This window comes from Aeromicrobium alkaliterrae (assembly GCF_039529015.1).
In the GTDB taxonomy this organism is placed as follows: domain Bacteria; phylum Actinomycetota; class Actinomycetes; order Propionibacteriales; family Nocardioidaceae; genus Aeromicrobium; species Aeromicrobium alkaliterrae.
Genome location: NZ_BAAAME010000004.1, coordinates 288,323 through 301,434, shown reverse-complemented (window position 1 = coordinate 301,434; position 13,112 = coordinate 288,323). Strand labels below are relative to the sequence as shown.

The 13,112-nt window shown below is 72.6% G+C and carries 15 protein-coding genes; 10 read left to right on the top strand and 5 right to left on the bottom strand.

Annotation, left to right across the window (positions count from 1 at the left end; translation table 11 throughout):
* Positions 1–20 precede the first annotated feature (20 nt).
* On the top strand, positions 21–848 hold the full coding sequence (locus tag ABD127_RS09430; RefSeq protein ID WP_344200432.1) for a PHP domain-containing protein: 828 nt from the start codon (positions 21–23) through the stop codon (positions 846–848).
* 135 nt (positions 849–983) lie between these two features.
* On the opposite strand, the gene ABD127_RS09425 is transcribed toward ABD127_RS09430, so the two are convergent.
* Both ABD127_RS09425 and ABD127_RS09420 read right to left on the bottom strand, forming a co-directional pair.
* Entirely contained in the window at positions 984–1,820 is an 837-nt protein-coding gene (locus tag ABD127_RS09425) for an alpha/beta fold hydrolase (protein WP_344200429.1), read from the bottom strand.
* Positions 1,817–2,575 carry an SDR family NAD(P)-dependent oxidoreductase gene (locus tag ABD127_RS09420; RefSeq protein WP_344200426.1) on the bottom strand — a complete coding sequence of 253 codons (759 nt, stop codon included), beginning with the start codon at positions 2,573–2,575 and terminating at the stop codon, positions 1,817–1,819. Before ABD127_RS09420 ends, ABD127_RS09425 begins: the two co-directional genes overlap by 4 nt.
* A gap of 74 nt (positions 2,576–2,649) precedes the next feature.
* Between ABD127_RS09420 and ABD127_RS09415 the strand changes: the two genes are divergently transcribed.
* From ABD127_RS09415 to ABD127_RS09405, 3 genes are read left to right on the top strand one after another with little or no spacing between them, the layout of a single operon-like run.
* Positions 2,650–3,411 (top strand): ParA family protein, encoded by a 762-nt coding sequence (locus ABD127_RS09415; RefSeq protein WP_344200424.1) that lies wholly within the window; start codon positions 2,650–2,652, stop codon positions 3,409–3,411.
* Between the two features lie 29 nt (positions 3,412–3,440).
* The gene (locus ABD127_RS09410) at positions 3,441–3,728 is read left to right on the top strand and encodes a type II toxin-antitoxin system Phd/YefM family antitoxin (protein ID WP_344200421.1); all 288 of its coding nucleotides are present in this window, start codon (positions 3,441–3,443) and stop codon (positions 3,726–3,728) included.
* Positions 3,728–4,126: a type II toxin-antitoxin system VapC family toxin gene (locus ABD127_RS09405; protein ID WP_344200417.1), complete on the top strand. Its 399-nt coding sequence runs from the start codon at positions 3,728–3,730 to the stop codon at positions 4,124–4,126. The genes ABD127_RS09410 and ABD127_RS09405 overlap by 1 nt, the downstream gene beginning before the upstream one ends.
* A 10-nt stretch (positions 4,127–4,136) precedes the next feature.
* On the opposite strand, the gene ABD127_RS09400 is transcribed toward ABD127_RS09405, so the two are convergent.
* The gene (locus ABD127_RS09400; protein WP_425545806.1) at positions 4,137–5,519 is read right to left on the bottom strand and encodes a DEAD/DEAH box helicase; all 1,383 of its coding nucleotides are present in this window, start codon (positions 5,517–5,519) and stop codon (positions 4,137–4,139) included.
* 275 nt (positions 5,520–5,794) lie between these two features.
* Between ABD127_RS09400 and ABD127_RS09395 the strand changes: the two genes are divergently transcribed.
* Entirely contained in the window at positions 5,795–6,514 is a 720-nt protein-coding gene (locus ABD127_RS09395; protein ID WP_344200415.1) for a ferritin-like fold-containing protein, read from the top strand.
* An 8-nt stretch (positions 6,515–6,522) separates the two neighbouring features.
* The gene (locus tag ABD127_RS09390; RefSeq protein WP_344200413.1) at positions 6,523–6,960 is read left to right on the top strand and encodes a hypothetical protein; all 438 of its coding nucleotides are present in this window, start codon (positions 6,523–6,525) and stop codon (positions 6,958–6,960) included.
* 167 nt (positions 6,961–7,127) lie between these two features.
* Here the strand turns inward: ABD127_RS09390 and ABD127_RS09385 are convergent, their stop codons facing one another.
* The gene (locus ABD127_RS09385) at positions 7,128–7,352 is read right to left on the bottom strand and encodes a DUF3107 domain-containing protein (RefSeq protein WP_344200410.1); all 225 of its coding nucleotides are present in this window, start codon (positions 7,350–7,352) and stop codon (positions 7,128–7,130) included.
* Between the two features lie 50 nt (positions 7,353–7,402).
* Positions 7,403–8,050: a TetR/AcrR family transcriptional regulator gene (locus ABD127_RS09380; RefSeq protein ID WP_344200408.1), complete on the bottom strand. Its 648-nt coding sequence runs from the start codon at positions 8,048–8,050 to the stop codon at positions 7,403–7,405.
* Between the two features lie 164 nt (positions 8,051–8,214).
* Between ABD127_RS09380 and moeZ the strand changes: the two genes are divergently transcribed.
* The 4 genes from moeZ to ABD127_RS09360 form a co-directional block, all read left to right on the top strand.
* Positions 8,215–9,387, top strand: a complete 1,173-nt coding sequence (moeZ, locus tag ABD127_RS09375; protein WP_425545805.1) for an adenylyltransferase/sulfurtransferase MoeZ — start codon at positions 8,215–8,217, stop codon at positions 9,385–9,387.
* Between the two features lie 13 nt (positions 9,388–9,400).
* Positions 9,401–9,706, top strand: coding sequence for an MGMT family protein (locus tag ABD127_RS09370; protein WP_344200405.1), 306 nt, complete (start codon positions 9,401–9,403; stop codon positions 9,704–9,706).
* 12 nt (positions 9,707–9,718) lie between these two features.
* Positions 9,719–12,859, top strand: a complete 3,141-nt coding sequence (locus ABD127_RS09365; RefSeq protein WP_344200403.1) for an ATP-dependent helicase — start codon at positions 9,719–9,721, stop codon at positions 12,857–12,859.
* The coding region (locus ABD127_RS09360) for a UvrD-helicase domain-containing protein (protein WP_344200400.1) at positions 12,856–13,112 on the top strand (257 nt) is incomplete at its 3' end. The genes ABD127_RS09365 and ABD127_RS09360, both read left to right, overlap by 4 nt.

The window sequence follows — 13,112 nt, the reverse complement described above, 5'->3', positions numbered from 1 at the left end:
AGAACGCTAGCCTGAGCGGCATGCGGATCGACCTGCACACCCACTCCAACCGGTCCGACGGCACCGACACCCCCGCCGAGCTCGTCCGCAACGCGGTCGAGGTCGCTCGGCTCGACGTCGTCGCCCTGACCGACCACGACGCCACGACGGGGTGGGACGAGGCGCAGGTCGAGGCCGATGCGCGCGGCATCCGGCTGGTGCGCGGCATCGAGATCTCGACGCGCTACCAGGGCGAGAGCGTGCACCTGCTCGGCTACGAGTTCGACCCGACGCACCCGGGGCTCGTCGCGGAGCTGCGGAAGGTGCTCGACGGACGCGACAACCGCCTGCCTCTGGTGCTCGAGCGCCTTGCCACGCACGGGGTCCACATCACGCTCGAGGACGTCGCGGCCCAGTCGGGAGACGCGGCGGCGTCGGGACGGCCCCACATCGCCGACGCGATGGTCGCCAAGGGCTACATCTCGCACCGCGACGAGGCCTTCGACGGCTGGCTCAACACCGGCGGTCGCGCCCACGTCGACCGGTACGCGGCGCCGCTGTTCACCGCCGTGAAGCTGCTGAAGGAGGCGGGCGGGCGCGCGGTGGTGGCGCACCCGTGGTCGCGCGGCAGCGACCGCGTCCTGACGGCCGCCGCGTTCGCCCGGCTGCAGGAGGCCGGGCTCGACGGCGTCGAGGTCGACCACAACGACCACGGCGAGCGCGCCCGGCGCGAGCTGCGCGCCATCGCCGCCGACCTCGACCTGGTCGTGACCGGGTCCAGCGACTACCACGGCACCGGCAAGTCCGGGGCCTTCCGCCTCGGCGCCAACCTCACCGCCCCCGACCAGCTCACCCGCCTCCTGGACTGACCGCTCGCGAGTGAATTCCCGCCCCCCGGCGAGTGGATTCCCGCCCCAGGTGGGCAGCGGGAGGGGCGGAAACTCACTCGCCGCAGGGCGGAAACTCACTCGCGAGGGGGCGGGAATTCACTCGCGAGCGGTCGTTCAGGGACGGGGGGTGAGGAAGGGGAGCCAGGCGGTGGCGAGGGCGGCGGGATCCTCGACGGCGGGGGAGTGGCCGATGCCCTGCAGGACGACCGGCGTGGTGCCGAGTCGGCGGGCCATCTCGTCCTGGGCCACGAGGGGCCAGGCGTCGTCGAGCTCGCCGTAGCCGACCCACACGGGAAGGCCGGTCGCGACGACCTCGTCGACGCGGTCCGTCGCCTCGATGAGGTGCAGCGTCATGGCGCGCAGCGACGCGGGGGAGTTGGCCACGAAGCGCCGCTCGAGGAACTCCGCGATCTCCGGAGGATGTGCGACCGCCTTGGCCGCCTCGGTGGCCCGGTGGATCTCGACCAGTGGCACCTTCCCGAGGGTGGCGGCGAGCTGCGCCAGGGGCCGCACGTCGGAGTCGCCGAGCGCTCCGGGGCCGGTGCACAGCAGGCTGAGGCTGCGCCAGCGGTCGGTGTGCTCGATCGCGGCGGTCTGGGCCACCAGTCCGCCGAAGGAGTGGCCCAGCAGGTGCACTGCTTCGTCGGACACGGACGCAGCGACGGCAGCGGCGTCGGCCGCGAAGCCCGCGAGCGAGAAGTCGTCGTCCGGCAGGCCGGGCGTCTCGTACTGCCCGCGCTGGTCGTAGGTCGTGACGTCGAACCCGGCCTGCGCGAGCAGGGGGAGGAGCTGCGTGAAGTCGTCCTTGCCGCCCGTCCAGCCCGGGACCAGCAGCACGTGGCCGATCGGGTCGGTGGCGCGGGCGGTCTGCGCCGCGAAGGACCCGCGCGGAGTGTCGATCCGCGTGCTCTCGACCCCCTCTGGCACCACCAGTGTCCGCGGCGTGCTCATCGGCCGCGCTTCGCGGCGCGGGCGACGAGCGACGACGGAGCGTGCTTGGCGAGGAAGGTCAGCACCTTGTAGCGCTTGCTGGGCACCGAGAGGGCCTTGCCGCGCTCGAGGTCGCGCAGGGCGTCGGCGACGAGCCGGTCGGCGTCGAGCCACATCCACCGCGGCACGCCGGAGACGTCCATCTCGCCGCGCTGGTGGAACTCCGTGCGGGTGAAGCCCGGCGCGAGCGCCATGACCTTGACCCCTGATGCGGCGTGGTGCCAGGCGGTCCACAGCGACAGGTTCGTCAGCCAGATCTTGTGCGCCGAGTAGACGCCCCGCGGGGTGAACGCCGCGACGCTCGTGACGTTGACGACGGCCCCGCGGCCGCGCGGACCCATCGCCTTGAGCGCGGCGTCCATCAGGTGCATGGGGGCGCGGACGAGGAGGTCGAGCTGGCGGTCCTCGTCGGCGATGTCGGTGTCACCGAACCACCCCGCGAGCGACGCGCCGGCGTTGTTGACCAGCAGGTCGACCGGACGGTCGGGGTCCGCGAGGACCGCAGCCACGCGGTCGACGTCGGCAGGCACCGTGAGGTCGGCCGTCACGACGTCGACCTCGACCCCGTGGGCGGCCCGCAGGTCGGTGGCGAGCGCCTCGAGCCGCGCGGTGTCGCGGGCGACGATCACGAGGTCGTCGCCGCGGGCGGCGAGGGCACGGACGAAGGAGTTGCCGATGCCGGCGGTGGCACCGGTGACGAGCGCGCGAGCGGACATGCGTCCCAGCATGCCGCACCCGCGCGAGGGCGCGATCTCAGCATCGGCGAGAACCCGCCCGGTCCGGTGGCACAATGAGCCGCGTGACGACGACGATCAGCGTGGTGAACCAGAAGGGTGGCGTCGGCAAGACGACCACCGTGGCCTCCCTCGGGGCGGCGCTGGTGGAGCGCGGACAGCGGGTCCTGCTGGTCGACCTCGACCCGCAGGGCGGTCTCACGTTCTCGCTGGGCATCGACCCCGAGGACCTCGACGTCACGGTCGGTGACGTCCTGCTGGGCACGCACCGGGCCGACGACGCGATCGTCGTGACCGACGACGGCGTGCACCTGCTGCCCTCGAACATCACCGTCACGCAGGCCGAGGAAGGCCTCGTGACGCGCACGGGGCGCGAGCAGCGACTGCGCGTCGGGCTCGACAAGGTCGCGGCCGACTACGACTGGATCATCATCGACTGCCCGCCCACGCTCGGCGTGCTGACCGTCGGCGCCCTGTCGGCGTCGGACAAGGTGCTGATCCCGCTGCAGGCCGAGACCCTGGCGCACCGTGGCGTCGGCCAGCTGCTGGAGACGGTCAACGACGTCCAGCAGTTCATCAACTCAGGGCTGACGGTCTGGGGCGTCCTGCCGACGATGTACGACGGGCGCACCAAGCACGCGCAGGCCGTCGTCGAGGCGATCGGCTCGGCCTACGAGCTGCCGATCATCTCGCCCTCGATCCCGAAGTCGATCCGCTTCGCGGAGGCCCCGGCGATCGGTCGCTCGATCCTGGGGACGGCGAAGAACCACAAGGGCGCCGAGGCCTATCGACAGGTTGCGGCGCAGCTCCTGGACTGACGTCGTGGGTGGTATGTACAGTCGTGTACATGTCGGTCCATGCGATGAGTGAGGCGCGCGCCAACCTCGCGGCGCTGCTCGACGCGGTCGAGCGCGGCGAAGAGGTCGTCATCACGCGCCACGGTCGGCCTGCCGCCCGCCTGGTCGCGGCAGCTGCCGCGCACGAGCGCCCGGCCGACCTGATGCTGGCAGCGGGCCGGCTCGTGGTCGAGCTCGACCAGGCGCGGAGTGATCTGGTGCCGGACCCCGTGGTGGCGGACGGCCCCTCCGCCGACGAGCTCGTCGAGGCGCTGCGGCGCGATCGAGCCGCCTGGTAGTGCGCGCGTTCGACGCCGACGTCCTGATCCACGCCAGCACGGGAGACCCACGGGGCGACCTGCTCGCCAATGCCGTCGCCGAGGCCGCTCCCGGTGGAGTCGCCGGGCTCGGATCCGTGCTCCTGCTGACCGAGACGCTGGTCCCGGGCGTGGCGGAGCCGCACCACCCGCGCCTTCGCGGCCTTCTCGCCCGGCTCCGGCTGGTGCCGGTCACGCGCGAGGTGGCTGCCGTCGCGGCGACCCTGCGGGGCGTCCACGGGCTGAAGACCCCCGACGCCCTCCACCTGGCCACCGCGATCGTCGCCGGCGCCGATCAGTTCGTCACCGGCAACCGTCGCGACTTCGATCCGCGGATGCCCGAGATCGAGATCGTGCTCGTCGGGCAGCCGCGGTCGTAGGAACGTCAGGTCAGGAGGCGCTGGACTCGCCGGTGGACTGGCCGCCCGACGGCGCGCCGCTGCGGGTGCGGCGCCGGCGCCGGTTGCGGCTCGCGCCGCCGCCCTCGCCCTGCGGGCGCTCGGCCGGGGCCTGGCTGCCGCCCTCACGAGGTGCGCTCGAGCGCTGACCGCCGCCGTTGCCGCGTCCGCCACCCTGACCGCCGGAGCGACCGCCACCGGAGCGACCGCCACGGTCACCGGACGGCTTGTCCTCCTTGGGGCGGGGCGTCGCGGGCTTGAGGCGGCCCTTGACGTCGCGCGGGATGCCGAGGTCGTGGAACAGGTGGTCGGAGTTCGAGTACGTCTCCTGCGGGTCCTCGAACGGCAGCTCGAGCGTCTTGTTGATGAGCTTCCAGCGCTGGATGTCGGCCCAGTCGACGAACGTGACGGCGATGCCGGTCAGTCCGGCGCGACCCGTGCGGCCGATGCGGTGCACGTAGGTCTTGTCGTCCTCGGGGCACGTGTAGTTGATGACGTGGCTGACGCCGGCGACGTCGATGCCGCGCGCCGCGACGTCGGTCGCGACGAGCGTCTTCACGCCACCCTCGCGGAAGCGCTGGAGCGCCTTCTCGCGGGCCCCCTGCGCCATGTCGCCGTGCAGCGGCGCCGCCGGGAACCCGCGGTCGGCGAGGTCGTCGGCCAGGCGCTGGGCCTGGCGCTTGGTGCGCGTGAACACGATGACCTGCGTGACGTCCTCGGCCTGCAGGATGCGCGCGACGATCTCGGGCTTGTCGAGGTCGTGCGCCTGGAAGACGAACTGCGCCGTGGTGGGCACGGTCTGGCCCGACTCGGAGCTCTCGGCGCGGATGTTCATCGGGTGACGCATGTGCTTGCGCGCCAGCGACACGATCGCGCCCGGCATCGTCGCGCTGAACAGCATCGTCTGACGCGACTCGGGGGTCTTGGACAGGATCGACTCGACGTCGGGCAGGAAGCCCAGGTCGAGCATCTCGTCGGCCTCGTCGAGCACCATGACCTGGACGTGCGACAGGTCGAGCGCGCGGCGGTTGGCCAGGTCGAGGATGCGGCCCGGCGTGCCGACGACGATGTCGACGCCCGCCTCGAGCGCCTCGAGCTGCGGCTCGTACGGAACGCCGCCGTAGATCGTGAGGTTGCGCGTGCCGCGGTGCTTGGAGGCCAGCTTCACGTCGTTGGCGACCTGGAGCGCGAGCTCGCGGGTCGGGGCGATGATGAGCGCCTGCGGCTTCCCGGGAGCGGCGAGCTCGCCGTAGCCCTCGTCGGCCTGCGCGACGACGCGCTGGATGACCGGGATGGAGAACGCGAGCGTCTTGCCGGTTCCGGTGCGGGCCTGACCGATGAGGTCGGTGCCCATGAGCGCGACCTGGAGGGTCATCTCCTGGATGGGGAACGGGGACGTGATGCCGACCTCGGAGAGAGCGTCGGCGATCTCGGGCAGGACGCCCAGATCGGTGAAGGTAGTCAGTGTCTTCTCGAATCGTGAGGAAGTGGAACGGGATGATCGGTACGTGTCGTGATGGCGCAGACGACGACGTCCGATGAGCTCACGACCCAGATACGGCCCGAAGGGGCAGGGCCCAGCGTACCGGCCGACGGCCCGGCGAGCCGCATCCGGCGCTGCGGGCAGGGCGGCGATACGCTGCGGACACCATGAGTGACGCAGACGCGACCGGCGCAGCACCGGCGGCCCCGAGCAACCCGGCCTTCGACGACCCGGCGTACCGCACCGGCATCGTCGAGCTCCTCGGCCTGCTGGCCTCCGGCGAGATCATCGCCTGCGAGCGGCTCGCCGAGGACGCCAAGATGGCGCCCGACCTGCGCACCAAGGTCGAGGTCGCGCAGATGGCGACGTCGGAGTTCGGGCACTTCCTGAAGCTGCGCGACCGGCTGGTCGAGCTCGGCGAGGAGCCGTACGCGCGGATGACGCCCTTCGCCGCGACGTTCGAGGCGTTCCACCGCAAGACCAAGCCGTCGGACTACCTCGAGGGCCTGGTCAAGGCGTTCGTGTTCGACGGCCTGGCAGCCGACTTCTACCGCGAGATCGCGGCGTTCCTCGACTCCGAGACCCGCGAGCTGGTGCTCGACACGATGAGCGGCACGGGTTCGAGCGAGTTCGTGATCGACGAGGTGCGCGCCGCGATCCAGCGCGACCCCAAGGTCGGCGGGCGCCTCGCGCTGTGGGGGCGACGCCTGATGGGCGAGGCCCTGAGCCAGGCCCAGATGGTCGTGGCCGAGCGCGACGACCTGAGCACCCTGCTGGTCGGCGGCGCCGACTCGCCGGGCATGGACCTCGCGGCGATCGGCCGCATGTTCACCCGCCTCACCGAGGCGCACGCGGCCCGCATGGACCGCCTCGGCCTCGCGAGCTAGGCGGCGCGTTGCGGCCGCGGGGAACCCTGACCGGGCTCATCGCGGGCTTGGCCGTGGTCGTCGCCGTGAGTGGGTGCACCCGGTTCTGGAACGATGACGTCTGCCCCGCCGTCGGGTACGTGCACGAGCTCGTCGTGCGAGCGGATGCCGCGAGCGTGGAGGTGATCACGCCTGCCGGCGGCGGCGTTCTCTGCAGCGAGACGGGGTGCTCCGACGCGCCGCCGGCACCGCTCGTGGGGCCGGACCTGCAGGACCCGGCCGGCGGTGGAGAGCACCGATGGATGCTGGTCGACACGCCGCCGGAGGTGGTCGTGCAGCTCACCGCCGCCGACGGATCCACGACGCAGGCGGGTCATTCCCTCGAGTGGACGCGGGTCGGTGGCTCCGAGCGCTGCGGCGGCCCGCACGAAGCGGTTCTCGACCTGCGGTCGGGCCGCCGGGACTGAGCGCCGCAGGGCCGGTCGATCCGCCACCGAATGTGGACGCCGCCGGGGTGGGAGGTGGATCCACCACCGCATGGCTGCCGAGAAGGTGGCAGATCCACCGGCCACGGGCCGGTATCGGCCATTCCGTGGTAGATCCACCGCCCCGACGCGACGCAGGGCGGGGTGGGTCAGCTGTGGCCGAAGCCGACGGCGCGGCCCGTGTCGCCCGTGAAGAGGACGTAGGCGATCTTGTCGGCCGGCACGGCGACCGTGGTGCCCTTGTCGTCGGTCATGCTGAAGACCGAGGAGTCGGCGATGGCCTGGTTGAGCTCGCTCAGCACGTCGTCGGGCGAGCTCGACGTGTCCAGCGACAGCTCGCGGGCAGCGTTCTGGACACCGATCTTGACCTCCATGGAGGGGTCCTTCCGTTCGTCAGTGGGTGCAGCGTGGTTCGGGTCGCGGGTCAGGCGGCCGGGGGCTCGTCCTTGGGGAAGCCACCGATGCCTCGCCAGGCGAGCGTAGCCAGCATGCGGGTGGCGTCCTCGCGCGAGACCGTCGACTGCGAGTCGAGCCAGTGGCGGGCCGAGACCTGGCCCATGCTCACGAGGGCGACGGCGAGCAGGTGCGCCGCCGCCTCGGGCAGGCCCGTGTCCTCGCTGATGACCTCGGCGACGGCCGAGGCCGACTCGGTCGTGACGCGGTCGAGCTGGTCGCGCACCTCGGGGTCGCTCGTGAGGTCGGACTCGAAGACGAGCCGCACGGGCGCGTCGTCGCGGGCCACGTACTCGAACCACAGCTCGATCGTGGCGCGCACGCGGCGACGGTTGTCCTGGGTCGAGGCCAGCGCCTCGCGGACCGCGCCGATCACGGTGTCGCAGGCGGTGGAGATCAGCGCGAGGTAGAGGTCGAGCTTGCCCGGGAAGTGCTGGTAGAGCACGGGCTTGGAGACGCCCGCACGCTCGGCGATCTCGTCCATGGACGCCGCGTGGTAGCCCTGCTCGACGAACACCGCGAGCGCGACCTCGAGCAGCTGGGCCTTGCGGGCGGAGCGGGGGAGCCGGCCGGAGCGCGGTCGGCCCGCCGAGTTCTGCAGAGTCGGGGCGTCGGTCACGTCCGCAAGGTTACCGGGCGGTCATCTCACGGCGCGGACCTCGGTCTGGCGGCCGTGGCGGGAGCCGGGAGAATGGAGTCATCCCGGTGCTGCTGCCGCGGCGGAACACATCCGCCTGCCGCGCTGTTGACACCGACGACATCGAGACCGAACGAGGAGTAGCCGTGGTCGCGCCCCTGGTGGAACCCGCCGACGAGCTGACGATCGACGAAGTGCGTCGTTACAGCCGTCACCTGATCATCCCCGACGTCGGAATGATCGGTCAGAAGCGTCTGAAGAACGCCAAGGTGCTGGTCATCGGCGCCGGCGGCCTCGGCAGCCCCGCGCTGCTGTACCTGGCCGCAGCCGGCGTCGGCACGCTCGGCATCATCGACGACGACGTCGTCGACGAGTCGAACCTGCAGCGCCAGATCATCCACGGCCAGTCCGACATCGACCGTCCGAAGGCCGTCAGCGCCGCGGAGTCGGTGGCCGAGACCAACCCGTACGTCACGACGATCGTGCACAACGAGCGCCTCGACAACGACAACGTGCTGGAGATCTTCGCCCAGTACGACCTGATCGTCGACGGCACCGACAACTTCGCGACGCGCTACCTCGTCAACGACGCGGCCGTGATCCTGAACATGCCCTACGTGTGGGGCTCGATCTACCGCTTCGAGGGCCAGGTCAGCGTCTTCTGGGCCCAGGAGGGTCCGCAGTACCGCGACCTCTACCCCGAGCCGCCGCCGCCGGGCATGGTCCCGTCGTGCGCCGAGGGTGGAGTCCTGGGCGTCCTGTGCGCGTCGATCGGCTCGATCATGGTCACCGAGGCGATCAAGCTCATCACCGGCATCGGCGACCCGCTGATCGGCCGCCTGATGACGTACGACGCGCTCGAGATGCGGTACGCGACGCTCAAGATCCGCCGCGACCCGAACGGCACGCTCCCCACCGAGCTGCTGGGCGACTACGAGGCGTTCTGCGGTGCGATCAGCGACGAGGCGGCCGAGGCGGCTGCCGACTCCACGATCAGCGTCGCGACGCTCGACGGCTGGCTGAAGGAGCGGGGCGACGGCGGGCGCGACTTCGTGCTGGTCGACGTGCGCGAGCCGGTCGAGCGCGACATCAACCACATCCCGGGCTCGATCCTGATCCCCAAGGGCGAGTTCCTCAACGGCAACGCGTTCGCGCAGCTGTCGCAGGACACGCAGGTCGTCCTGCACTGCAAGTCGGGCGTGCGCTCGGCCGAGGCGCTCGCGGTGCTCAAGGGCGCCGGCTACTCCGACGCCGTGCACGTGGGCGGCGGCGTGGTGGCCTGGGTCAACCAGATCGACCCGAGCCAGCCTTCGTACTGATCCACCTGACGTCATGGCCAGCGAGGAGTTCGCCGCGGCGGTGCTGCGCATCGTCGAGGCGATCCCTCCTGGTCACGTCATGACGTACGGGTTGATCGCCGAGGAGATCGGTCGCGGGGGGCCGCGTCAGGTCGGCGGCGTGATGGCGCGCGACGGCCACGGCGTGCCGTGGTGGCGCGTCGTCCGCGCCGACGGATCGCTACCGGCACACCTGGTGCTCGACGCCCAGCGCGAGTGGCAGCGCGAGGGCACGCCCGTGAAGCGGGGGCGCGTCGACGTGGTCAGAGCGGTCGTCCCACCGGATGTCAGTGGCCTCTGATTGCATGACCGTGTGACGTTGAACTACGAGCTCCGCCGGCCTCGCCAGGCCGAGGTCGTGGTGCCGTCGCTCGACCCGACGCAGCAGGCCGTCGTCGACCACGGTGCCGGATCCTCGGGGGGCCCGCCGCTGCTCGTGCTCGCGGGTCCGGGCACCGGCAAGACCACCACGGTCGTCGAGCTCGTCGCGCAGCGCATCGCCGCGGGCGAGGTCACGGCCGACCAGGTCCTGATGCTCACGTTCAGCCGCAAGGCGGCCGAGGAGCTGCGCGAGCGCGTCGCGGCCCGCCTCGGTGGCGGCGCTCCCGTCACGGCCACCACGTTCCACGCCTGGTGCTACGGCCTGCTGCGCACCCACGCCGACCCCGAGGTGTTCACCGCACCGCCCACCCTGATGACCGCGGCCGAGTCCGACGCGGTCCTCGCCGAGCTGCTGGGGGGCCACGAGGCGCAGTCGTGGCCGGCCGAGCTGCGTCCCGCGCTGCGCACCCGCGGTTTCGCCACCGAGCTCGGCGCGTTCCTCGGGGCGCTCGCCGCGGGCACGCTCACGACCGACGACCTGCGCGGCCTGGCCGTCAGCGCCGAGCGGCCCCTGTGGAACCGTATCGCCGACGTCCTCGACGAGTACGGCGAGGTCACCGACGCCGCCAACCTGACCGACTACGCCGAGCTCGTCGTCCGCACCTCCGCCCTGCTCGACGACCCCGTCTCGCTCGACCGCCTGCGTTCGGGCCTGCGCCTAGTCGTGGTCGACGAGTACCAGGACACCGATCCGGCCCAGGTCGAGGTGCTGCGCAAGCTCGTGGGGCCCCAGCAGCAGCTCGTCGCGGTCGGCGACCACGACCAGTCGATCTACGCCTTCCGCGGCGCCGACGCCGAGGGCGTGGCGCTGTTCCCGCGCCACTTCCCGGGGGCCGAGGTCGCGGTGCTCGGCACCACGCGGCGCTTCGGGCAGCGCATCCGCGACGCCGCGGTCAGCGTGCTGCCGCCGCTGCAGGCGAGGGGGCTCCCGGTCGACGTCGTCCGCCGGCACCGCGAGCTCACCTGCGTGGCACCCACCGACGGCACGGTCGAGGTCCTCAGCTTCACCAGCGAGACCGCCGAGGCCGAGCACGTGGCCGAGGTGCTGCGCCGCGAGCACCTGCAGGAGGGCCGCTCCTGGTCCGACATGGCCGTGCTCGTGCGCACCTCGTCCCAGCTCTCCCGTCTGCAGCGCGCCCTCGTCGAGGCCGACGTGCCGTGCGAGGTCTCGGGCGACGAGGTGCCGCTCGTGGCCGAGCCCGCCGTGCGGGTGCTCCTCGGGGCGCTGTCCGCGGCCGACACCCTGGCGGCGGGCGAGGAGCTCGAGCCCGAGGTCGCGCACACCCTGCTCACCGGGCCGCTGGCCGGGGTTGACGCCCCCGACCTGCGCGCCCTGGGCCGGCGCCTGCGCGCCGACGACCGCGAGACGCCGTCGCGCGTGCTGCTGGCGCGGGCCGTCTCGACCCTCACCGACGCCGGCACCGAGGTCGGTGCTGCCGACACGGTCGTCCGGCGACTCGCCCGACTGCTGGCGCGCGCGGCACAGCTGATCCGTGACGGACAGGCCCCCGAGCAGGTCCTCTGGGCGCTGTGGGACGGCACCGACTGGCCGTCGCGCCTCGAGCAGGCCTGGGAGTCGGGCGGCAGCGAGCGGGTCGCGGCCGACCGCGACCTCGACGCCCTGGTCGCGCTGTTCCACCACGCGGCGCGCTCGGAGGAGCGCCATCGCCGTCGTTCGGTGGCGGGGTTCCTCGCCGACCTGCGGGCCCAGCGCCTGCCGGCCGACCGCCTGGCCGAGAGCACCGCGCGGCCGGCCGCGGTGCGGTTGATGACGGCACACCGCGCCAAGGGCCTGGAGTGGCCGGTCGTCGTGGTCGCCGGAGTGCAGGAGGACGTCTGGCCCGACCTCGCGGCGCGGCCCTCCCTGCTGCGCCCCGACCTCCTCAACGGCCCCGCTCCCACGACCCGTGAGCGACTCCACGAGGAGCGGCGGGTCATGTACGTCGCGCTCACCCGCGCGCGCGAGCACCTCGTGGTCACAGCGGTCGACTCCGGCTCCGACGAGGCCGGGGGCCCGTCGCGCTTCCACGACGAGCTCCGGGCGGCCGGTTTCGACGGCGGCGCGCCGCAGGGGCGCCCCGCGCGGCCGCTGTCGCTGCGGGGCATCGTCACCGAGCTGCGCAAGGCGGCCGACGACCCCGATCCGGAGGTCCGGGCCTCGGCGGCGGGCCTGCTCGCGCGCATCGCCCGCAGCGACGCCGGTCGCGCTCGCGCTGCCCACCCCGACACGTGGTGGGGGCTGGCCGACCTCACGGTCTCCGACGTCCCGCTGCGCGACCCCGAGCAGCCTTTGGGCCTGTCGGGCTCGAGCCTGACGAGCATCACGGGCTGCTCGCTCAAGTGGTTCCTGGCCAGCGAGGCCCAGGGATCGCGCGGCTCCACGACGGCCCAGGGCTTCGGTCTCGTCGTCCACGCGGTCGCTGCCGACGTCGTCCGGCGCGGGCTCGAGCGGCCGAGCGTCGCCGAGCTGCAGGCCCACCTCGACGCCGTGTGGCACCGCCTCGGCCACGAGACCGCCTGGATCAGCGAGCGCGAGAAGGCCGACGCCCACCAGGCGCTCGTGCGCTTCGCAACCTGGCACGTCAGTCACGGCCGCACGCCGATCGCCGCCGAGCACGAGTTCACCGCCGACCTCACGATCGACGGCGAGCAGGTCGTGCTGCGCGGGTCGATGGACCGGGTCGAGCTCGACGCCGACGGCCGCGTGCACGTCGTCGACTTCAAGAACAGCAAGCACGCGCCGTCCGCTGCGGAGGTCACCGAGCACCCGCAGCTCGGCGTCTACACGCTCGCGGTGCGCACGGCCGGCATCGACGGCCACCACGACGTCGGCGGCAGCGAGCTCGTGCAGCTGCGCATCGCCGAGGGGGCCAAGGCCCCCGACTCCCCGAAGGTCCAGCACCAGGCCGCGCCGGTCGAGGAGGGCGAGTTCTTCGTGCACGACCTGATGCGCCGGGCGGTGCACACGATGCGCTCGGAGAACCTCGCCGCCACCCCGGCCACCTGCACGTTCTGCGAGTTCGACGCCGTCTGCCCGGCCAAGACCTCCTTCACGATCGGGTCCGACCGGTGACGGGCGCGATCAGTGCCGGTGCCATCCGGGACGTCGAGCACCTGTGCGCCGTCCTGGAGATCCCGTTCAGTCCCGAGCAGCGGGAGGCCATCACGGCCCCCCGCGAGGGCACGTACTCGATCATCGCGGGGGCCGGCTCGGGCAAGACGGCCGTCATGGCCGCTCGCGTCGTCTGGCTCGTGGGCCACGTCGGTGTCGACCCCGAGCGCGTCCTCGGCCTCACGTTCACGGCCAAGGCCGCCGGAGAGCTCGC